The 20,005-nt window shown below is 61.4% G+C and carries 17 protein-coding genes and 1 pseudogene; 3 read left to right on the top strand and 15 right to left on the bottom strand.

Annotated features, from left to right (window positions below):
* Positions 1-165: 165 nt before the first annotated feature.
* The 13 genes from AC0L2Y_RS24575 to AC0L2Y_RS24635 form a co-directional block, all read right to left on the bottom strand.
* On the bottom strand, positions 166-3,591 hold the full coding sequence (locus AC0L2Y_RS24575) for an acyl-[ACP]--phospholipid O-acyltransferase (protein ID WP_473560081.1): 3,426 nt from the start codon (positions 3,589-3,591) through the stop codon (positions 166-168).
* Between the two features lie 604 nt (positions 3,592-4,195).
* Positions 4,196-4,423, bottom strand: coding sequence for a DUF2274 domain-containing protein (locus AC0L2Y_RS24580; RefSeq protein WP_473560082.1), 228 nt, complete (start codon positions 4,421-4,423; stop codon positions 4,196-4,198).
* Positions 4,420-5,628, bottom strand: coding sequence for a TraB/TrbI/VirB10 family type IV secretion system protein (locus AC0L2Y_RS24585; protein WP_473560084.1), 1,209 nt, complete (start codon positions 5,626-5,628; stop codon positions 4,420-4,422). Before AC0L2Y_RS24585 ends, AC0L2Y_RS24580 begins: the two co-directional genes overlap by 4 nt.
* The gene (gene trbG / locus AC0L2Y_RS24590; RefSeq protein ID WP_473560111.1) at positions 5,625-6,623 is read right to left on the bottom strand and encodes a P-type conjugative transfer protein TrbG; all 999 of its coding nucleotides are present in this window, start codon (positions 6,621-6,623) and stop codon (positions 5,625-5,627) included. Before trbG ends, AC0L2Y_RS24585 begins: the two co-directional genes overlap by 4 nt.
* A gap of 62 nt (positions 6,624-6,685) precedes the next feature.
* Positions 6,686-7,372, bottom strand: a complete 687-nt coding sequence (trbF, locus tag AC0L2Y_RS24595) for a conjugal transfer protein TrbF (RefSeq protein WP_473560085.1) — start codon at positions 7,370-7,372, stop codon at positions 6,686-6,688.
* Positions 7,369-8,739: a P-type conjugative transfer protein TrbL gene (trbL, locus tag AC0L2Y_RS24600; RefSeq protein ID WP_473560087.1), complete on the bottom strand. Its 1,371-nt coding sequence runs from the start codon at positions 8,737-8,739 to the stop codon at positions 7,369-7,371. The genes trbF and trbL overlap by 4 nt, the downstream gene beginning before the upstream one ends.
* Positions 8,736-9,092 (bottom strand): putative entry exclusion protein TrbK-alt, encoded by a 357-nt coding sequence (gene trbK-alt / locus AC0L2Y_RS24605; protein WP_473560089.1) that lies wholly within the window; start codon positions 9,090-9,092, stop codon positions 8,736-8,738. The genes trbL and trbK-alt overlap by 4 nt, the downstream gene beginning before the upstream one ends.
* Before the next feature lie 12 nt (positions 9,093-9,104).
* On the bottom strand, positions 9,105-9,854 hold the full coding sequence (gene trbJ, locus AC0L2Y_RS24610) for a P-type conjugative transfer protein TrbJ (protein ID WP_473560090.1): 750 nt from the start codon (positions 9,852-9,854) through the stop codon (positions 9,105-9,107).
* Positions 9,851-12,358: a conjugal transfer protein TrbE gene (trbE, locus tag AC0L2Y_RS24615; RefSeq protein WP_473560092.1), complete on the bottom strand. Its 2,508-nt coding sequence runs from the start codon at positions 12,356-12,358 to the stop codon at positions 9,851-9,853. The genes trbJ and trbE overlap by 4 nt, the downstream gene beginning before the upstream one ends.
* 10 nt (positions 12,359-12,368) lie before the next feature.
* Complete coding sequence (locus tag AC0L2Y_RS24620) at positions 12,369-12,632, bottom strand: VirB3 family type IV secretion system protein (protein WP_473560094.1); 264 nt, start codon at positions 12,630-12,632, stop codon at positions 12,369-12,371.
* On the bottom strand, positions 12,632-12,895 hold the full coding sequence (locus tag AC0L2Y_RS24625) for a TrbC/VirB2 family type IV secretion system protein (RefSeq protein WP_352492921.1): 264 nt from the start codon (positions 12,893-12,895) through the stop codon (positions 12,632-12,634). The genes AC0L2Y_RS24620 and AC0L2Y_RS24625 overlap by 1 nt, the downstream gene beginning before the upstream one ends.
* 74 nt (positions 12,896-12,969) lie before the next feature.
* A complete protein-coding gene (gene trbB / locus AC0L2Y_RS24630) occupies positions 12,970-13,935 on the bottom strand; it encodes a P-type conjugative transfer ATPase TrbB (protein ID WP_473560112.1) in 966 nt (321 codons plus the stop codon).
* A gap of 545 nt (positions 13,936-14,480) precedes the next feature.
* Positions 14,481-15,692 (bottom strand): GSU2403 family nucleotidyltransferase fold protein, encoded by a 1,212-nt coding sequence (locus AC0L2Y_RS24635; RefSeq protein WP_473560096.1) that lies wholly within the window; start codon positions 15,690-15,692, stop codon positions 14,481-14,483.
* A 1,698-nt stretch (positions 15,693-17,390) separates the two neighbouring features.
* On the opposite strand from AC0L2Y_RS24635, the gene AC0L2Y_RS24640 reads away from it, so the two are divergent.
* The 3 genes and pseudogenes from AC0L2Y_RS24640 to AC0L2Y_RS24650 all read left to right on the top strand — a co-directional run bounded on the left by AC0L2Y_RS24640 (position 17,391) and on the right by AC0L2Y_RS24650 (position 19,058).
* Positions 17,391-18,065 (top strand): Crp/Fnr family transcriptional regulator, encoded by a 675-nt coding sequence (locus AC0L2Y_RS24640; protein WP_473560114.1) that lies wholly within the window; start codon positions 17,391-17,393, stop codon positions 18,063-18,065.
* Positions 18,066-18,208: 143 nt separating this feature from the next.
* A pseudogene (locus AC0L2Y_RS24645) lies at positions 18,209-18,437 on the top strand (transglutaminase-like cysteine peptidase); the annotation flags it as partial.
* A 216-nt stretch (positions 18,438-18,653) separates the two neighbouring features.
* A complete protein-coding gene (locus AC0L2Y_RS24650; protein WP_473560098.1) occupies positions 18,654-19,058 on the top strand; it encodes a DUF3072 domain-containing protein in 405 nt (134 codons plus the stop codon).
* Between the two features lie 205 nt (positions 19,059-19,263).
* On the opposite strand, the gene AC0L2Y_RS24655 is transcribed toward AC0L2Y_RS24650, so the two are convergent.
* Both AC0L2Y_RS24655 and AC0L2Y_RS24660 read right to left on the bottom strand, forming a co-directional pair.
* Positions 19,264-19,389: a hypothetical protein gene (locus AC0L2Y_RS24655; RefSeq protein ID WP_473560100.1), complete on the bottom strand. Its 126-nt coding sequence runs from the start codon at positions 19,387-19,389 to the stop codon at positions 19,264-19,266.
* A gap of 391 nt (positions 19,390-19,780) precedes the next feature.
* Entirely contained in the window at positions 19,781-19,897 is a 117-nt protein-coding gene (locus AC0L2Y_RS24660) for a DUF2905 family protein (protein ID WP_473560101.1), read from the bottom strand.
* Between the last annotated feature and the right edge of the window lie 108 nt (positions 19,898-20,005).

Consider the following 20,005-nt stretch of genomic DNA (forward strand, 5'->3'; position numbering starts at 1 on the left):
GGAGATGAAGTTCTCTAATCAGGCGCAAAACTGCCGCTCACTTCGTGATAGATTTTAAAGCCGGCTTCAATTCAGAACCGCCTCGGCCAAAGGCTATCTTTGAGCCAAGACGATGTTGGTTGCATGTGATTGGGCAAACAGGCCGACTTCCTCGGTCGGCTATAGTCAAGCCGCCTGGGTTTTCATGTCTTCGCCGCTAACCATTTTTGTCACAGCGGAGAAATCGAGCTTGCCTGAGCCCAGGACCGGCACTTTCGCAACGACGCGCACCTCGGCCGGCACCATCAGGTCCATGGCGCCGTTGGCCTTGGCGAAGGCCAGGAATTCGGCACGCGTGGCGTTGGCCGCCTCGGTGATGAGGATAAGCTTTTCGCCCTTGCGCGCATCTGGCACGGCGGCGACCGCCGAGAGCGAGCCTTTCCACAATTCGCCCGCCAGCGCCTCGACGGCGGCCAGCGAGATCATCTCGCCACCGATCTTGGCAAAGCGCTTGGCGCGGCCGCGAATGGTGATGAAGCCGACGTCGTCGACGGCGACGACGTCGCCGGTGTCATGCCAGCCGTCTTCGAGCGGCTCGAGCACGCCCGGCTTCTCGGTGCGCAGATAGCCTGCCATGACGTTGGGCCCGCGCACGAACAGCCGTCCGCCATCCTCGACGCCAGGCACCGGGTCCAGGCGATACTCCATACCCGGCATAATTTTGCCGACACTGCCGGATCGGTTGTACATCGGCGTGTTGATGGAGATCACGGGCGCGGTTTCGGTCACGCCATAGCCTTCGAGGATGCGCAGGCCAAACTTTTCCATGTAGGTGGCGCGGGTCGAAGGCTTGACCGGTTCCGCTCCGGCAAAGCAATACCGCACTGAGCGGAAGTCGTAAGGGTGTGCGGTGCGGGCATAGCCGGCAAGAAACGTATCGGTGCCGAAGATAATCGTTGCGTTCGAGGCGTAAACCAACTCCGGCACGATCCGGTAGTGCAACGGCGAGGGGTAGAAATAGACCGGCACGCCCGAGATCAGCGGCAGCACTGTGCCCGCCGTCATGCCGAAGGAATGGAAGATCGGCAGCACGTTGAAGACCTTGTCGCCCGAATGGAAGTCGATACGCGAGGCTGCCTGCGCGGCATTGGCCAGGATGTTGCGGTGGGTGAGCACCACGCCCTTCGGCGTGCCTTCGGAACCTGAGGTGAACAGGATCACCGCTGGATCTTCCGACTTGCGGGCGACCCGGGGTGCGCTTTTGCGCAAAAGGGCGAGCAGCTTGTCCTTGAGACCAATGGTGGCCCGCAGCTCATCGAGCCAAACGATGTCGACCGATCGGCCGAGTTCCTCGATCACGGCGCCGAGTTTCGCTTGTTCGACAAAGGCGCGCGAGGTCAGCACCGTGCGCACCTCGGCGGCTTTGCAAGCGGAGACGATGTTGGCTGCACCGGCAGTGAAGTTCATCATCGCCGGAACCTTGCCGGCCGACATGACGCCGAGCAGCGTCGCACAGGCGCCATTGGCGTTGGGCAGCATGATACCGAGCGTCTGCTGGCCGGCATAGAGAGTCTTGAATTTGTCGCCAAGCACTGCGGCGGCTGTCAGCAGCTTGCCGTAGCTCAGCGAACCGGTGACCGGGTCCTGCACGGCGAGCTGCTTCATGCCGCGTTCCTCCGCCGTCTGGATGATCTTCTCCAGCACGGTCTTGTCGATGTCCTGGGTGCGGAAGACGAGATCCGACATGACCTGGTAGAGGGCAGCGCCCGCCGCGGCGCGGCGTTTCCGGCCCTTCAGATCCTGCGCTACTCGAAGTTTGACAGGCTCCAGAATGGTCACCTTGACTTTCGGGAACAGCCGGCGGCGAACATGCTGCGAGGTCAGCCGCGAAAAATAGCTCTTCTCCAGCCCGTCGATGCGCACGGGCACGACCATCGAGCCGGTCTTGTCGGCCACCATGGCGGCACCGTCATAGACCTTCATCAGGCCGCCGGTCACGGTTATCCGGCCTTCGGGGAAGATGACAAGCGGATCGCCGCCTTGCACGACCTTGATAAGCGTGCGGGTCGACATCGGCTTGGCCGGATTGAGCGGCAGGGCGCGCGCAAGTTTCATGAACGGCTTCATCCACCAGGCCTGGGCGATGGTGTAGTCTATGGCAAACACCGGCTCCTCATCGGTCAGCGTCAAAGCCAGCGGACCGTCGAGGAAACTGACATGGTTGAGCGCCAGGATTGGTGCCGGGCCGGCCGCCTTGAGGTTTTCCAGCCCCTCCACCTCCAGCCGATGGAAGGCTCGGAACAGAATGGAAACGAAATCGCGGAAGGCGTTTGTCGGCAGGTATTTCAGCATCAGCCAGGCGGCGACCACGTTGAGTAGGGCGAGGCCGAACAGGATGCCTCCCGTGGAGACCCCTGCCGCCTGGATCGCGGCGACGAGTATGCCGCCTACCGTCATGAAACCTGCATTGACGATGCTCACCGCGGCGACCACGCGAGCGCGGCTGGCTTCCGGCGCCCAGGCTTGCACGGCGGCGAAGGTCGGCACGACAAGAAAGGCGCTGGCAATAGCCATGCCGGCAAGGTCGACCGCAACATGGACCGTGCTTGGTCCCGCGAAGAATGTTGCGAGCGTTTCGGCCCTGGGCGAAGGCTGCATGCTCCAGATGGTCCAGGCCAGGTCCAAGCCGAATAGTGCCATCAACGTCGTGCCAACCGGGGCTGGCAAGAGCACGATGCGGCCCTGCGACATCCATGCAGCTATGGCAGAGCCAATGGCGATCGAGATGGCGAACACCGCTAGATAAGCCGTGACAGCGATTTCTCCGCCACCGAGCGCATCCTTGACCAACGTAGGCAGGATCGAAAGGACAATGGCCCCGATCAGCCAGAACCACGACGTCATCAGTCCGGCGCGCCAGATTCGCTTGTCGGCACGCAGGCCGTTGACCTGTCGCCACGTCGAGCGAAAGATGTTCCTGTCTATGACGAGGTCGGGTGCAGCAGAACCGGTTGACGGAATGTATCGGCTGACAAACCAGCAACCGATGGCGAGGATCATCATCATCGGCCCGAAGACCGAGACGCCTATGCCATCGGCCGAGACGACGCCTCCGGCGATAGTGCCGCCGAGAATGGCGGCGAAGGTTGCCGATTCGATCCAGGCATTGGCGCGAGGCAATTCCTTGCGCTCGAGATGATCCGGCAGGATGCCGTACTTGATCGGTCCGAACAGTGCCGAGATGACGCCGAACATGAGCAACGCCATCATCAGCACCGGGATCGACGACAGCGCGATCCCAACGACTGCGACAGCCGCAGCGGCGATCTCGGCGAATTTCAGCCGACGGGCGATGAGCGCCTTGTCGAACCGGTCGGCGATCTCGCCACCAAGGGCGGACAGGAGCAGGAAGGGAGCCATGAAGACGGGACCCGCCAGGCTGACCAGCGATGCTGCCGTGTCCGCCGCGAGGGTGAACAGAATAAGGAACACCAGCGTGTTCTTGAGCAAATTGTCGTTGAAGGCGGACAGGAACTGCGTCCAGAAGAGAGGCGCAAATCGCCGTGACGTCATCAGATGACTGTTGGTATGGCCGTTCGTGGCGATTTCCATAGCGGCGACTTCCATTGGGCAGACCGTTGAATTGCTCGATCAGCAGTCTTGTGCGGTTTGAGCTCTTGTAGTGGGAACCCGGTTACACTTCGTTACTGCGGCTCGCATCAATCAGCGGCTTTGGGTCTTGGCGACTTCCGGCCGGTTCATGAACCGGCTTGCCTCTTCCGCGTCTCGCAGGGTTTGGCGATGGTGATCGAGGGATCCTGGACGCCTGGTCGCGGCCGAACCGAAGCCTTGCCCCCTGAATTTGATGCGCTCGTCATCCAAGCGGCCATAGCGAAAGTGGCGTGGTCAATGTTTGCAGGCGCTTGAACCCCTGGGAGCTAGCTGTTGGAGGTCATCGATAGTGCCGTTTGGTTTCAGGTCTAGGTTGGGCCGGCCCTGGTCTGTTTCAGGTTCGATACAATCAAGCCGGTCTTGCTACAGTCTTAGTGTTGACGCAGCGGCGCGTCTCGCTCATCTGCGTCCACTGGCTGCGGCACACAACCCGCGATTAGACCTGCTCCATGCGGACGGGGAGCAGACGATGATTGCGTGTGATTGGAGAAGCTGCGGGGTGGCTCTCTGTGCAGACTACCATCAGACCGACCGCTGGCTTTCATTACGCTGACTTCGTGTCAGAACGCATTCGGCCAAATGCCCTGTCGGTTGCCATGAAGCGTGCCAGCATCGGCGCGATCAGCTTTGTCGGATCTGCGATTGTCTGGCCGCTTTCACGGCCAAGCACATCGGCATAAGCGACAAGGTCGCGATGAACGGCGGCAGGCAGTTCGACCGTGATCTTGACCGGACGGTCATCGGGAATGGCGGAAAGTCTCAGCTTGGTCATGATGGATCCTTCGCGCCGTACGGCGCCAGCACCAGGTCGTGATTGACGATGACGCGAACCGGGAAGCCGGGCCGCACGGTGAGCGTCGGCTGGACATTGAGCTGACTGCGCACGAGCTGCTGGCCAATGTCGGAGGCCGAATCATGCGCGCTTTCGCGAATGGCCTTGGCGATTTCGCTTTCGTCGTCGCTGGACCCAAGCGACGTCCCAATGCCCAGCAGTGTCGAGAGTGCCGCGGCACGGAACATCTGGCCCCAATGATGGTCGACCTCGTCTTCCAGCCCGGAAAATCCTTCAGCGTCTGCGCCCTGCTGGCGCTCCAGCACGATTGAAGTGCCGTCAGGCATGATCAGCCGGCTCCAGACCAGCAGCACGCGCGACTGGCCGAAGGCGACGTGGCTGTCGTACTGGCCGATCAGCCTCGCACCCTGCGGGATCAGGAGATGGGATCCTGTCGGGCTGTCGTAGACATTTTCCGTGACTTGAGCGGTGATCTCGCCGGGCAGGTCTGAGCGGATGCCGGTGATTAGGGCAGCTGGAATGACCGTGCCGGCTTGCACCACATAGGGCGAGGCCTTCTCGGCGAGCCGATCGGTACTGACGGTGCGACGGTCTGGCTCGGCATTGACGAAGGCCAGCTTGCCATCCTGCATGTTTTGCGCGGCACCAGGATCCATCGGTGGCGGCCCGGGCGGCAGAGTCAGACCAGATAGGATGTTGGGTTCTGTATTTCTGCTGCCAGCACCCTGTCGTGCGGGACCAGCTCTCGTGCTCGTATCGGTGAAGAGCTTCGCCACGCGTGCGGCCTCGATCTCCGCCAGTCGGCGCTGCTCCTCCGGACCAGCGCGCGGTCCATCGTTGGACCCTCCAGCCGGCTGGCCGCGCTCCTGGGCACGCAAGATCGGCCGGCCCAAATCGCCAGGCAGAGCGGGGCCGAGTTGCGGAACACCGGCATAGTCCTTCGGCAGCTTCTGCAGCCCGTCGGCCGTTGAGCGGTTTTCGGTGGTGAAGAGCTCGGGCGGCTGTTCGGTCCCGCGCTGTCTGGTGTCGAGCGCCCAAATCAACGTGCCGAGGATCGCAGCGCTGACAACTCCACCAACGCCAATCAGCACCTTGCGCGACAGTCGCGTGACCCTGGCCGGTTCGGGCCGCAGGCGCAGTTCGGCTCGAATGTCCTGGTCGGGTGCGTTTACAGATTCGCTCATCGGAAAAGCCTCGTGCTGGGCGAGGTTCGTTTGCCGTCCGTGCGCACGATGCGGACGCGCTTTTCGCTCGTCTTGTCGCCGAGCCTCAGTTCAGCGGCGGCAAACAGCCGATCAACGACGTAGTAATTCTGGCGAGCACGGTAGTTGACCAGTTCCGAGCCGCCCGATGGGCCGATGACGAAGAGCGGCGGCATTTCGCCCTGCCCTATGCCTGACGGGAACTCGATATAGACTTTTGCGCCGTCGTCGAAGGCGCGAAGCGGCCGCCAGGGTGCTGCGTCGCCTTCGATGCGATAGCGGAAATTCAGCTTCTGGATGTCGACGCCGGACGCAACCGGCTGTGCGGCGGAAGCCTGCGCGTTCTGGCGCCGCAGCGCAATCAGCTGGTCCTGCGGATACTGCCAGGAGACGGAAGCCATGTAGGTGTTTTCGGTCGAGCGCAGCTCGAGATGATAGGTGCGGCGGTCGCTGTTGATGACGAGATTGGTCTGTAGATCCGGCCGTGTCGGCTTCACAAGAATATGGACCTGCTGACGCTCCCCTGCCCCGCTTTGTGTGTCGCCGATGATCCAGCGCACCGTATCGCCGGCCGCCACAGGCCCGGAGCCGACAAGCTCCTCGCCGGGCTGCAAGGCGATGTCGGTGACCTGGCCGGGCGCGGCATAGATCTGGTAGAGCGCGCCCTCACTCCAGGGATAAAGCTGGATGGCATTGACGAACCCGTCGCGAACCGGCTGCATCCTCGCTGCCTCGTTCGCCTGACTGATCCGCTGCTTTGGATCGGCCGGCTCCGGCTTCAGCTTCGTGGGCTCGACCGGTTTCAACTGACCCGGCAGCGGAAGCGTTTTCGGCACCTCCACCACCTTGACCGGACCAGGCGGGTCGATCTTGCGCACGGCCGGCACCGCATCGTCATAGGCGATCTGCGGCGGAATGTATTTTTTCGAAGCACAGCCGACGAGCGTCGTCGCTGACAGCAACGCCAAGGCAAGCATTTGTGCCTTGGGTGCATTGCGCGTGGCCGGTCTCGCCGATCTTCTTGTTCGTGCCACAGGCATCATGAAAGCTCCTTCGACCAGCTGATCGCATTGACATAGACGCCGAGCGGATTGGCTTTGAGCCGATCGGCGTCGCGGGGTTGCTGAATCACGATCGTGAGGATTGCGGTCCAGCGCTCGGTGCCGGCCAGGTTGCCGTTCTCATAGCGGCGCTCGATCCAGGCGACGCGGAAGGAATCCGGCGAAGCACGGATGACGCTGGAAACCTCGATCGCGATCTGGAGTTTGCCCACTTTAGCAAAAGGGTCATTTGAGCGGGCGTAATCGTTGAGGGAAACGGCGCCTCTGTCCGTGGTGTAATCGTAAGCGCGCAGCCAATTTTGGCGAACGATGACCGGGTCGGCCGGAATGCTTCTGACCTGTTCGATAAAGCGGGCGAGATGCCAGGCGATCTGGGGATCGGTAGGCCGATAGTCGGCAACGGCCGGGGCGACAAGCTGCGTCTCGCCAAACTTGTCGACCTGAACCACCCAGGGAACCACGGAGCCGCGCGTCGATTGCCATACCAATGCGGACGCAAAACCGCCGGCCAGGACGAGAGAGCTGAAGGCCATCAGCCGCCAGTTCTTCGCCTGGACGCGAGCCGAGCCGATGCGCTCGTCCCAAATCTGGGCTGCACGTTGATATGGCGTCTCGGGGTGAGGCGTTTTTGCGTAACGAACGAAAGGGCGTCTAAAGGGGGTCATCGGCGGTCGTCCTGATCGAGGGAAACATTCATCGAGCCGCCGCCATCATCACTCGAGTGGACCGAATGGGCGGCGATGCTGGCGCCATGCCTCATGGCCTGACTGCGTTTCATGCGTTTTGCCCATGCGGGCGCAGAGTCGGCGCTGGCCTCGGTGGTCGGCCAGTCACCGGAGGAAGCGGTGCCCGGCGAGTGGATTCCACTCGTCGCAGTCCAAGCCGCAAAGCGCCCGGCCTCATAGCTGTCGGACAGGGCCGACGCAGCACGCGACATGGCCTGCCTCACCGGTCGAACGGCAGCGCTGGCACCAGCCTTTGCGAGCCCCGCCATGCCGGCGGCGACCGAGCCGGCGCCACCTCTTCCAGATGTCGCCGCGCCAAGTTCCCAGGCGGCCGAAGTGCTGCCGGCCAAGTGTGCGCCGCCGCGTGCCGCGGCGGCCGATATGCGCCCACCGGCATTGAGCGCGCCCGCAGCACCGCCCACTGCGGCGTGGGCACCCACAGCGCCAGCCACGCCAAGGCCGCCAGCGGCGAGGCTTGTGCCAACAGCGGCGCCTGCGCCCAGCTGCGGGGCGCCGGAGACAAGTCCCGTCGCAATGCCGGGACCGAAGATCGACAGCCCCATCAGCGACAGGGCGCCCAGGACAAGCGACAGCGCATCCGTGATTGTGGGCTGTTCGGCGCCGAAGCCTTGGGTGAACTCGCCGAACAGGCCGGAGCCGATGCCGACGATGACGGCAAGGACCAGGATCTTCACGCCGGAGGCAACGATGTTGCCGAGCACTTTTTCGGCGAGGAAGGCGGTCCGGTTGAACAGCGCGAAGGGGATCAGCACAAACCCGGCAAGCGTCGTCAGCTTGAATTCGACCAGCGTGACGAAGATCTGGACGGCCAGAAGAAAGAACGCAATCAGTACGATCGCCCAGGCGATCATCAGCACTACGATCTGGACGAAATTCTCGAAGAACGAGACGTAGCCCATCAGTTGGCCGGCGGCCTCGAGAATCGGATTGCCGGCATCGATGCCGACTTGCGCGACGCGGCCCGGCTGCAGCAATGCCGAGCCTGAAAGTGCCGAACCTCCAGCCTTCAGGCCGAGCCCGGAAAAGCTCTCGAAGACGATGCCGGCCAGACGATTGAAGTTGCCGATGATGAAGGCGAAGAAGCCGATATAAAGCGTCTTCTTCACCAGGCGATGCAGCACGTCCTCGTCAGCACCCCAGGCCCAGAACAGGCCGGCCAGTGTGACGTCGATCACAATCAGGGTCGAAGTGAGAAACGCAACTTCCCCGCCGAGCAGACCAAATCCGGAATCGATGTAGCGAGTGAAAGTCTCGAGGAAACGGTCGATGACGCCGGTGTCGTTCATGGCGCTACCGTTTCCGGATCGAGCCGGTCTTCCGCGCGAGGCGGTGTTGGCGGTTGGAGCGGCGGCAGGCGACCTGGGTCCTTTTCGATCATCGGAGCGGCGTTTGGCGGGGATGGCCGCAGGAAGCGTCGGCGGCCTTCCGCCCAGGCTTTTCTGCAGGCGTCGTCATCAATCGCCGCGATGCCGATGTCCCGGCATCGGGCAAGGACCCTTGCCGGCTCGCCGCCCGGACGTGCTGAGCGCGGGGAGGACGCGTCCTGCGAGCCGTCGCCGCGCAGCGCCATGAAGGCGGCGGTCATGGCGGCGCCAAGGGCAAGAACGGCTATCATCCGGGCGGCGATCTTGAGATCCATGCGGCTTTCACCTCAGTCGTGGAACATTTTTACGGATGACGGGCTGTAGCTCCTGCCCGTCATGAAACGGCTGAACTGTTCCCTTGCCTGCTCCTGTGCGGCCGCCCTTCTCGCTTGCTCAAGGGCCTCGGCTCTTCCTTGTGCCGCCAGCATCGCGGTGAGATCGGCAACTTGCTTGGCCTGCACGGCAAGAAGCTGGTTGCCGGCCTGCGCCGCCTGCAGCACGCCGACAGCCGACTGGCTGGCGCTGATCAGCGCGCTCGTCTGCGCTTGTGTCCCTGCGATGTTGTCGACCGCGACGGCGCCGGTCTTCAGCGAATGCTCGAAGGCAGACACCGAGGTCTGCCAGCGTTGACGCGCGCCCTCGACAAGCTGCTGGCTGGAGAGATCCGAACCGAAATTCTCGTAAGTCGAGGTAAACTGGCTCTCGATGTCCTGGATGCTGTAGGCCAGCTTCTCGGCCTCGCCGAGCAGGCTCTTCATCTCGGAAAAATTGCCCTCGATCTGGCCAAGCAGCGAGGTCGGCAGCGACGTGAGGTTCCTCGCCTGGTTGATCAGCATCTGTGCTTCATTTTGCAGCGAGGTGATCTGATTGTGGATCTGCTCCAGGGCACGCGATGCCGAAAGCAGGTTTTCGGCATAATTCTTCGGATCGAACACGATCAGCGCTGATGCTGGCGCCGATGACAGCGCCGTGGCGACGGCAATGGCGCCGACTGCCGCCATGCGGCGGATACGGCTGCCCGTAAGAATGGAATTCATGACGAAATCTCCTCTCTGGACTGGTCGATCACATTGGTGAGACCTGGGATGAGGTCGGCCGCCCAGGAGAGACCGCGCTCCACTAGCCAGGCCTCGAGGAAATGGTCTCGGCCGGCCTCGGCGATTATCCGGTCGATCGCGGCCTGGTCCGATTTGGACGATGTGGCGCAGAGTGCCAGCGCGATCGGACCGAGCCCCAGTTCGAACAGACGGTTGCCGCGGCGGCTTTGACAGTAATAGTCGCGCTTCGGTATCGCCCGGGCGATGATCTCGATCTGGCGATCGTTGAGGCCAAAGCGCCGATAGATCTCGGTGATCTGCGGCTCGAAAGCGCGCTCGTTCGGCAAGAACAGCCGCGTTGGGCAGCTTTCAACTATCGCCGGCGCGATGGGCGATCCGTCGATGTCGGAAAGCGACTGCGTGGCGAAGACCACGCTGGCGTTCTTCTTTCTCAGCGTCTTCAGCCATTCGCGCAGCTGGTCGGCGAAACCGCCATCGTCGAGCGCCAGCCAGCCCTCGTCGATGAGCAGCAGTGTTGGCCGTCCATCCATCCTCTGCTCAATGCGGTGGAACAGATAGGCAAGCACCGCGGGAGCAGCACCTGTGCCGATCAGGCCCTCGGTTTCGAACGCCTGGACGGAGGCCTCGCCAAGACGCTCATGCTCGGCATCAAGCAGCCGGCCATAAGCACCTCCGATACAATAGGGACCAAGCGCCTGTTTCAGCGCCGAGGACTGCAGCAGCACGGACAGGCCAGTCAGCGTCCTCTCCTGGACTGGCGCAGAAGCCAGCGATGTCAGTGCCGACCACAGATGTTCCTTGACCTGCGGTGTGATGGGCACGCCTTCGCGCAGCAGAATGTCGAAAAGCCAGTCGGCCGCCCAGGCCCGCTCTGGCGTATGATGGATGCGGGCAAGCGGCTGCAGCGAGACGGTATGAAGGTCGTCCGACAGATCGGCCAAGGCGAGGAAGGGCAAGGGATCGTCAGACCCCTGCCCGCTTGCGGCATTACTTCCGAGACTGTGCCAATCACCGCTCATGGCGAGCATGGCGGGACGGATTGAGCCGCCGAAATCGAAGGCAAAGACCTGGCTGTTTTCGTAACGCCGGAACTGAAGCGCGATCAGCGCCAACAGGACCGACTTGCCGGCGCCCGTCGGGCCGATGACGAGGGTGTGGCCGACGTCTCCAACATGCAGGCTGAACCGGAACGGTGTCGCGCCTTCCGTTCTGGCGAAGAACAGCGGGGGCGCCCCAAGATGCTCGTCCTCGATCGGACCTGCCCAGACCGCGGAGAGCGGAATCATGTGCGCCAGGTTGAGCGTCGATAGCGGCGGCTGGCGAATATTGGCATAGATGTGGCCAGGAATACCGCCCAGCCAAGCTTCGACGGCGTTGACGCCTTCGGCGATACAGGTGTAGTCCCTACCCTGAACGACCTTTTCGACCAGACGCAGCTTTTCTTCGGCAATCGAGGGGTCGGCATCCCAGACAGTCACGGTGGCAGTGACATAGGCTTGGCCGATCTGGTCAGAGCCCAGGTCCTGGAGCGCCGCGTCCGCATCGGCCGCCTTGTTGGCGGCATCCGTATCGACCAAGACGGACGCCTCGTTGGTCATCACCTCCTTGAGGATCGCGGCGACGGATTTCCGTTTCGCGAACCACTGACGGCGTATCTTCGCCACCAACTTGGTCGCGTCGGTCTTGTCCAGCATGATCGCCCGCGTCGACCAGCGGTAGGGGAAGGCAAGGCGATTAAGATCGTCGAGAATCCCCGGGAACGTCATCGTCGGAAACCCGGTCACGGTGAGTGTGCGCAGATGCGCATCGCCAAGCCTCGGCTCTAACCCGCCGGCCAACGGCTGATCGACAAGCAGGCTATCGAGATGCATCGGCGTTTCTGGCACGCGCACGCGATGGCGCTTGGTCGAAATGGTTGAGTGCAGGTAACTCAGCGTCTCTCCATCGTCGAGCCAGTCAGCTTCGGGAACGAAGCCCTCGATGAGGTTGAGCACGCGGTCGGTGCGATCGACAAAACTTTTCAGGAGCTCCCACGGATCGACGCCGGTCTTTTCGCGGCCTTCGTAGAGCCAGCTCTCCATGCGCGACGCTTCCTCGGCCGGAGGCAGCCACACGAAGGTGAGGAAGTAGCTGCTTTCAAACAGCACAGCGGAGTCTTCGAACTGTTCGCGACGCTCGATTTCGAAAAGTGCGGATGCGCAATCCGGGAACCGGCTGTCCGGGTAGCCGCTGGCAGGATTGCGCTGCGCTTCGACAAAAATCGCCCAGCCGGAGCCGAGCCGGCGCAGCGCGCCGTTGAGCCGCGCGGTCGTGCCGACCAGCTCGGCCGGCGTCGCGGAGTCCAGATCCGGCCCGCGAAAACGCGCTGTCCTTTGAAAGCTGCCATCCTTGTTGAGCACCACGCCCGGCGCCACCAGGGCAGCCCACGGCAGATAATCGGCGAGACTGGCACTCTTCTTTCGGTATTCCGCGAGGTTCATCATGATGAGGACCTCAACAGCCGAAGTGCGAGGGATAGCGAAGGTGCCGGCGGGCCACGTCGACGAACTGCGCATCACGCCTTGCCGCCCAAACGGCTGCGAAATGCCCGACGGCCCAGATGACGAGCCCGGCGATCCATAAACGAAGCCCCAATCCGATCGCGCCGGCCAGCGTGCCGTTGGCGATGGCGACCGCACGCGGCGCGCCGCCCAGCAGGATCGGTTCGGTGAGCGCGCGATGCACCGGCACGAAAAAGCCGCGGACTTCCTCCTCCATCAGATCAGCGCTCCGCCGCCGAAGGAGAAAAAGGACAGGAAGAACGAACTTGCCGCGAAAGCGATCGACAGCCCGAACACGATCTGGATCAGCCGGCGAAATCCGCCCGATGTGTCGCCGAAAGCCAGCGACAAGCCGGTGATGATGATGATGATCACCGCCACGATCTTGGCGACTGGCCCTTCAATCGACTCGAGAATTTGCTGAAGGGGCTCCTCCCAGGGCATGGATGAACCGGCAGCATGGGCGGGCGCGATCGTCATGATCGCGGCGGTCGCGGCATACGAAAGCTCCACCGCAAATTTGCGGATAGCCGATGAACTGAGGCGGATCGGGGTCATTCTGAAGCTCCAAGGGGCGAGTGGTGATTGACGGGCATTGTGGTCTCGAGATTTGCTTCCAGCGTGCGGTAGTCGCCGGTGGCCGGATCGAGCCCGTCGACCAAGGCGATTTCGACGAGCCGGCGCGAGGAGCCGCGGCCGGCGAGGACGGCGATGAGATCTATGGTTTCGGCTATCAGCGCCCGCGGGACCGTAACGACGGCCTCCTGTACGAGCTGTTCCAGTCGCCGCAGTGCGCCAATGGCTGAATTGGCGTGAATGGTGCCGATGCCGCCGGGGTGGCCGGTGCCCCAGGCCTTCAGCAAATCAAGCGCTTCGGCGCCCCGTACCTCGCCGATCGGGATGCGGTCGGGCCGAAGCCGCAATGATGATTTCACCAGATCGGACAGCGAGGCGACACCGTCCTTGGTGCGCAGCGCTACAAGATTGGGCGCAGCACACTGCAACTCGCGTGTGTCCTCGATCAGCACAACCCGCTCGGCTGTTTTAGCCACCTCCGCCAAAAGCGCGTTGACCAGCGTGGTCTTGCCCGTCGATGTGCCGCCGGCTACCAGCACGTTCTTCCGTGTCTGCACGGCAAGCTGCAGGACGTCAGCCTGGCCATCAGTCATGATGCCGGCGGCGACATAGTCTTGAAGCTTAAAAACCGCGACTGCCGGCTTGCGGATGGCGAAGGTTGGTGCCGTGACGACAGGCGGCAACAGGCCTTCGAACCGTTCACCGGTCCCGGGCAGTTCAGCCGAAACGCGCGGCGAGCCCGAATGCACCTCCGCACCGACATGGTGCGCGACCAGCCTGACGATCCGTTCGCCGTCGGCCGCGATCAGGATTTCATTGCTTGCAACAAGTCCTTCAGTGAGCCGATCAATCCAAAGGCGACCGTCGGGATTGAGCATCACTTCGACGATGGCCGGATCGTCAAGGAAGGCTGCAATGGCCGGGCCGAGAGCGGTGCGCAGCATGCGCGCGCCGCGCGACACTGCTCCCTTGGTGGCATGATAATTGGTGGCCACGATGGTCCCCGTTTCTCGCGGCGGACTGGTTGGTGCCGCGCTCGGGGATAATTAGAAAAAGCATGAACACCGACCCTGCAATAAGTAAAACCGGCTATCGTGGCATGACGTGCAGAGACTTGCGAAATTCGGTGCCAGGATTGCGACGCACAAGTCACCCGGTGGACGAGAGGACATCGCCGCTCCAGCAGAACAGGCGACCGTATCTAGGAGAAGGCAGACTTACTGCTCGGGATCGACCAAGCCGGATGGCTTTGGCCTAGACCACCGACCAGTGTCATCGATGCTCCGAGGCTTCAAGGAGTGGCGTCCCAACGAGAATTAACGGCTCGTTAAGCATGTCTGTCAGGATGGGGGGATGGCTGCCACCGCTCATGGACGGTTGCCGGAACGCTCTCTATTTATGAGGCCGATATGCATCATCTACCAGTAAGTGTCGCCTTGGCCATTTCGCTTCTGTTCGGTTTGGTTGTCGTTGCGATAGCGTCAAAGGATCAGCCGGAGAGCGCTGGGCGGCAGGCGGCGCACCGGCTGGTAACGCTGCCTTGAGATCTCCGACCAGGGATCCAGGCGCGTCCGACAGGCCACTCGTAGCTCACACATTCACGGCCGCGACGCTGGTCGCGCGAATAAATGATGAGCCTCGTCGAAAACGACCTTTGGCAGGACCCGAAGCTCGCTTGCTTCGTAGGAGATGCTCGAGATATTGCGTCGTCAGCGGGCAATGAGTTGCGCTTGGGCCAGGTCGCGACGGCGCTTGATTGGGTCGCGATCAGCTCGTTTTGAGACCAGAATTTATGAGCGGCAAAAATACGCGGATCGGGAACCACGAACCGCAACGGTCTGCCTTCTTCATCTATGGCGATTGCTTCGAAAGCAGGGGCATTTTCCAACCATGCCAGGCCGGCAATCTCGTCGGCCACCAATTCGTCGTCGGCCTTCCCGACAGTTTCCCGACTCTGCTTCCACGCCGGGCTTGCGAGCGGTTTGATCAGATCGACGAGGTATCCGTCGCGGTTTACCGCGCGGAACGGGGCGGATGAACGTTCGAAAGAGCGATCGACCTTGCGCAAAAGGTTGATGAGCGCCCCATGTTCAACGTTGGCGACAGACACGATCCTGAGGGACTGGCGCGAGTCCATGAGGCGATCGATATTTTGTGTCGATGTGATTCCGGGATCCACGAACACTCCGGCCGCGGCCTCATAGGCGAAAATCGCATTCGTGCCTGCGATACGAATGCCTCCCCCAAGAAGACCGGCGCCGTCCATTGCCCTGATAATTCTTGCGGCGATCAGGGGAACACGTCCGAGCCGGAGCGCCCGAATGACAGCAGATTGGCGCTCCATCTGCTGCTGTCGCGCAGACAGCGTTTCTTGGGCGAACGCGCGAGCTGCTTCCCAATCCGCCTTGAGAGCTTCGCTCTCCGGCGAGCGCCGGCCCTCTGTCTTTTGGTGTCGTACGCCCGCGGAGTCGTAGTAGCTTCGCATTAAGTGGTCGATGCCGTTCACGGTGTGCCAGACTAGGGATCCCCGAAAGCTCTTCGCCTTCCGTTGGGCCTCTTTGAGCGCAATGAAGCGTTGGTCGGAATTGACTTTCTCCCGACGTTGATCGTTGTTTAATTCAACAAAATCAACGAATTCAACAGTTACCCTGTGTTTAGCTCCGAGCTGTTGCAAGACAGAATAGGTAGCGGAGCGGCACATTCCAACAGCTCTCACGTGATTCCATCGCGGCTGTTGAAGTGTCTGTATTAATTAAAATAGATGACGGAGCAGCTTTTCCGCGGCAGCGCACGAGGCAATAGCGCCGCTCGAACCCGGCCTCGCTGCATCCGTTCGATCCGCAGAATTCGTCTGTTTTTGATGTCGAGGCGCAGCGGCCGAATTTCCCCGAATAGCTCTCCGTGCTGCGCAGCCCGGCATGCTCGAGCGCTCGAAATCGAACAGATCATCGCCCCGATCCGGCGATCTACTTCCGCCAGCGCAGCTCCGGCAGATCGGAAAGCTCGGCGTCGAGCCATCATTTGGTCGCGGCCGGCTTCCCCCAGCTAATGCCTGTACAGACGGAAGGCCGACCGGTGAGCTCGGCACCCCCGCGCCACCAGCCGCTCGAATAGGGGCCGGCTTAAGCGGGCGATCGCGGTCCTGCGGGTCTTGGCAGGTAGGGAGTCTTCGGCGAGCAGGATCGCCACCTTTTCGTCGGCATCCCTGCGGCTAAGTTTCGGTTATCGCTGACGCGCCAGATCCAGATGGTGGCCGGCGCCGCCGCCGCGGCGCGGGCCTTGGCGAGGCAGCAAGTATGTTGACGATTCTGGAGGCCATCGTACAAAATGCTAGCAAGCTAGATTTTGGAGTTTCTCGTGTCCCTGAACATCAAAGATACGGCCACCGTGGCTCTCGCCGACGAGCTCGCGCGTCGCCAGGGTGTCCCTCTGAGCTGGCGCTGCTGGGCCGCGTCTTCGATCAGTTGAGAGTTGAGGGCCAATCCGCCCATCAGCGTGAAGTCCTCGCGTCCCGGATCATTGCAAACTACATGGCCGGAGTAGTGGACGAAGCAGACCTTGCTGCGACTTCCAAACAACTGCTGGGACGGTAGAAGGCACCCATCTCAGAAGCGCCAAGCGGATGTTGATTGAGCGCCATCAGGTCGCTGGCGGCCTGGCATATAAGACCGTTACTTCGGCCGGCCCGCTCTTCCCGGCGGCCTTGGGTCCCCAATCGGTAGTGAGAGTGGACTGGAAGACGATCTTACCGTGCTGAAGGACGAAATTGTCCGCGCCACCAGTGGCCTCGAACCTTGACGAACTGGCAGATCAGCAGTGTGAAGGGACCGCACGCCTGTTTTGAGAAACATAGTCGAACTCACCTTCGGGCAATTGGTCGCGCAGACGTTTGGACGACAGGCGAACGGCATCATGGCTCACCAGTTCGAATTAGCGGTCAAAGCGACTACGTCCTCGGCATAGTTGCGCCTGAGATCCTCCTCGAGATCACCGGTGGCGCGCAGCTTAGATGGCCTTCGAAAACCTGCTCTGCCGAGCGCGCCATGCAACCTCTCCATTTTGCGACACCGAAGAGACTGCATGCAGCCTCACAGTCCTGGTGGTGCCGAACGGATGCCACGACAGGGCGCAAAGGTAGGGTGGAGATGCCGCATCGACCGACGGGTTAAGTATTTTCGGGACTCTCGGGCTTGAAAGGCTTAGTCTGCTTGATCGGCGATAAACATTCAGGGCATCGTCGGCTGTGAGCGAGCATCGTGCTTCCGCCCCAATTCGGGAGGGAGCCATGACCAGCCCCAACAATTCGAAAATTGGACTCGCATACTCAGAAGACCGCGATCGGGCGCCACAGCCAGTTCCTGGCGCAGAGCCTGCATACAGAAACGAACTGCTGCGGCGCATGTCTCCGGCCGATCTTCAATTGCTCAGCCCTCACCTTCACAGCAGCTTTGTGCCATTGAGGACCCAGCTCGAGACGGCAAACACTCCGATAGACACGGTCTACTTCTTTGAAACGGGAATCGGCTCGGTGGTGGCGAAACTCCGGCCGGAGGTCGACGCCGAGGTTCGCGTCATTGGTTTCGAGGGCATGACCGGCTCGGCGCTGATCATGGGTGGCGATCGATCCCCGCACGACTGCTACATTCAAGTGGATGCCGAGGTTCTCAGCATGGACGCCGAGCCATTCACAAAGGCGCTTTCCGACAGCCCGACGCTGCGGCTTTTTCTGCTGCGTTATGTGCATTACGCCTGGATCCAGGCAAGCTATACAGCGCTCGCCAATGCGCGTTTGAAACTGGAAGAACGATTGGCCAGATGGCTGGTCATGTGCAACGACCGCATAGAAGGCGACCGGCTGCCGATTACCCATGAATTCCTGTCGGTGATGTTGGGCGTACGGCGGCCGGGCGTCACCGTGGCACTTCAACTGCTGGAAGGCCGCGGCCTAATCAGGTCAAATCGTGGTGAGATCATCCTCCGCGACCGAGCTGGGCTCATCACATTGGCAAACGGTTCGTACGGGCAGCCGGAGGGGGAGTATGCCCGCCTGATCGGCGAGCCGGCATCTCCATGATCCAAGCCAATGTCGAATGAGCTCTGCGGCGCCAGAACGGTAAGCATTCCCTGCAGACGTCGTTGTTTCGGCCTCAGCGGCGGCGCCGCCGGCAACAATTTCACATTCGATGGCAGTTGGAGGCCTCACCTCTCAGCCAATCCGATGGCGAAGGACATGCAGTGCTGAGGGTTCGAACCGACAACGGCGACTACATTCTGAACAATCTGACTGACGAAGTTCGTCGATGGAATGAGACAAATTACAGCTATCTGAAGCGGCAGGGCATCGCTAGGGCGGTGGGTCTCGATCCGCGGAGGGCAAACCCTGCTGGTTGCGGCCTTGAGTAAAAGACGCCGAGTCTCTCCCTTCCCGCAAGCATCGATACGTTGAGGCTGGAGCCTCGACAGGGCAGCTGTGGAGGAGAGCGGGATATGCCTATTTGTCCCCGGCGCGGGAACCACCTTTCAGCCACGGTCGAAGTCTTACCCGTGGCATTGCGGATCCCGAAGGAGCGGGCGGTCGAGGGAGCACCGATCCTTAGGTTGCGATGAACATTGGCCGAGCGGACCTGGCCACCCGCTGGAGCGTACAAATAGGCAAATTGGAGTGGAACAGTTTTTCGCCTATCTCAGAATACGGCATGCGCAAGCCAGCGTCGACGTTACTCCGACCGATCCCGCACACTCCACAGTCGGTGACGTGCAGCCGCGCAACCGTGTGAGAAAGCATACCAATGCGGCGGAACAAATCATGACCATTTCTCATTGTGGTGATCACCAAGGGAGATTGATCATGGGCGACCGGCATAACCCAAAAATCGAGGCATCGGCAAATGTCGAAAAGGATCCGGAAGATTGGGTCAGCGGAGATGACCCAATGACTCCCGCACAAGCCTCCTATTTGAAAACTTTGACCGAACAGGCCAATGACCCTGATGCCTATGCTGACAGCCTAAGCAAGGCGGAAGCTTCTAAACGCATTGATGCGCTCCGGGAGAAGTTAGGCCTGTAGCGTCCGCTCGCGGCTTTGCGTCTCCAGCGAAGGACAGCCAGTCGGGTCGGATTGGGACCGTTTTGCTGCAGATTGTGATCCGCGCAATTAATCTTTCTGGATTCAGCGCGTTGCTGCTCGAACTTACACGGTGGAACAGCCCGGCATCCGCCCTAAGCTCACCAAGACCTCGCGCCCGCCGGTCCAATCCTGCTGTCGAAACAGATCAGGACGTCCCGATGAGGGCGATCGTCAGCAGAGACACAAAAAGGACAAGGGCGATTGCGGCGCCCCAGAAGAAAACTTTTTCGGTGCCGCGTTGCTCTTCCTCGCGAGATATGTCTTTCGCCATTGCCTGCATCCTTTGCGAAGGTCAGCGACTGAGCAACGTGCCGTGCCAAGACTCGGTTCCCGGTAAACGCACTGTGAGAAAGCTCGCGGAGGGAAACTCCAACCGTCGGTTGGTGGACGCATTGCAGCTGATGCATCTAAAGTTCGCGTGATCCGCGCGCACAGGGCATGCCCGACCCCGAGCCCCCGCCCGGTGCAACAGCGCTTGATCGGCCCCGCCGCATCAAACTGTGCGGCGGGCTTTTTTTATTCACGCGATGGAACACCGGCGCGCAGGGAAAGTTCTGTCCCGGCAGCAAACTCTTTCCCTCATATTTTTTGCTGCCAGATCGGATATCTCCGATCGGCCCGCGTCGTTCTTATCCTCCGGCGACGCGGGCTGGCTGTCCTTGCTATCGGTCGAGGGGCCACAGAACAAACGAAAGCACGATGCTGATCAGAATCCCGGTGCCGATCGGAGCATAAAACGTGGAGTTCTCACGTTGGAGCTTGTCGCCGGTCCCGGTCAAGGTCGCGGCATATGTGAGGCGGGAGCGCCATTCTTTTTATCGAGCCGGTGAAACATTTCTCATGGATCGCAGTTCTTGGATCCAGAGGAGTTGAATAAGGGCAACCTG

The sequence above is a fragment of the Mesorhizobium sp. WSM4830 genome (assembly GCF_055811495.1).

Excerpts from the sequence above, each read along its gene's own strand:
- trbE (WP_473560092.1), bottom strand. The coding sequence starts at position 12,358 with ATGATGAACCTCGCGGAATACCGAAAGAAGAGTGCCAGTCTCGCCGAT.
- trbF (WP_473560085.1), bottom strand. The coding sequence starts at position 7,372 with ATGACCCCCTTTAGACGCCCTTTCGTTCGTTACGCAAAAACGCCTCAC.
- trbK-alt (WP_473560089.1), bottom strand. The coding sequence starts at position 9,092 with ATGGATCTCAAGATCGCCGCCCGGATGATAGCCGTTCTTGCCCTTGGC.
- AC0L2Y_RS24625 (WP_352492921.1), bottom strand. The coding sequence starts at position 12,895 with ATGACGATCGCGCCCGCCCATGCTGCCGGTTCATCCATGCCCTGGGAG.
- AC0L2Y_RS24640 (WP_473560114.1), top strand. The coding sequence starts at position 17,391 with ATGTCTCCGGCCGATCTTCAATTGCTCAGCCCTCACCTTCACAGCAGC.
- AC0L2Y_RS24585 (WP_473560084.1), bottom strand. The coding sequence starts at position 5,628 with ATGAGCGAATCTGTAAACGCACCCGACCAGGACATTCGAGCCGAACTG.
- trbJ (WP_473560090.1), bottom strand. The coding sequence starts at position 9,854 with ATGAATTCCATTCTTACGGGCAGCCGTATCCGCCGCATGGCGGCAGTC.
- AC0L2Y_RS24575 (WP_473560081.1), bottom strand. The coding sequence starts at position 3,591 with ATGGAAATCGCCACGAACGGCCATACCAACAGTCATCTGATGACGTCA.
- trbL (WP_473560087.1), bottom strand. The coding sequence starts at position 8,739 with ATGAACGACACCGGCGTCATCGACCGTTTCCTCGAGACTTTCACTCGC.
- AC0L2Y_RS24620 (WP_473560094.1), bottom strand. The coding sequence starts at position 12,632 with ATGGAGGAGGAAGTCCGCGGCTTTTTCGTGCCGGTGCATCGCGCGCTC.
- trbB (WP_473560112.1), bottom strand. The coding sequence starts at position 13,935 with ATGCTGCGCACCGCTCTCGGCCCGGCCATTGCAGCCTTCCTTGACGAT.
- AC0L2Y_RS24635 (WP_473560096.1), bottom strand. The coding sequence starts at position 15,692 with ATGTGCCGCTCCGCTACCTATTCTGTCTTGCAACAGCTCGGAGCTAAA.
- AC0L2Y_RS24580 (WP_473560082.1), bottom strand. The coding sequence starts at position 4,423 with ATGACCAAGCTGAGACTTTCCGCCATTCCCGATGACCGTCCGGTCAAG.
- trbG (WP_473560111.1), bottom strand. The coding sequence starts at position 6,623 with ATGCTTGCCTTGGCGTTGCTGTCAGCGACGACGCTCGTCGGCTGTGCT.
- AC0L2Y_RS24655 (WP_473560100.1), bottom strand. The coding sequence starts at position 19,389 with ATGGCGAAAGACATATCTCGCGAGGAAGAGCAACGCGGCACCGAAAAA.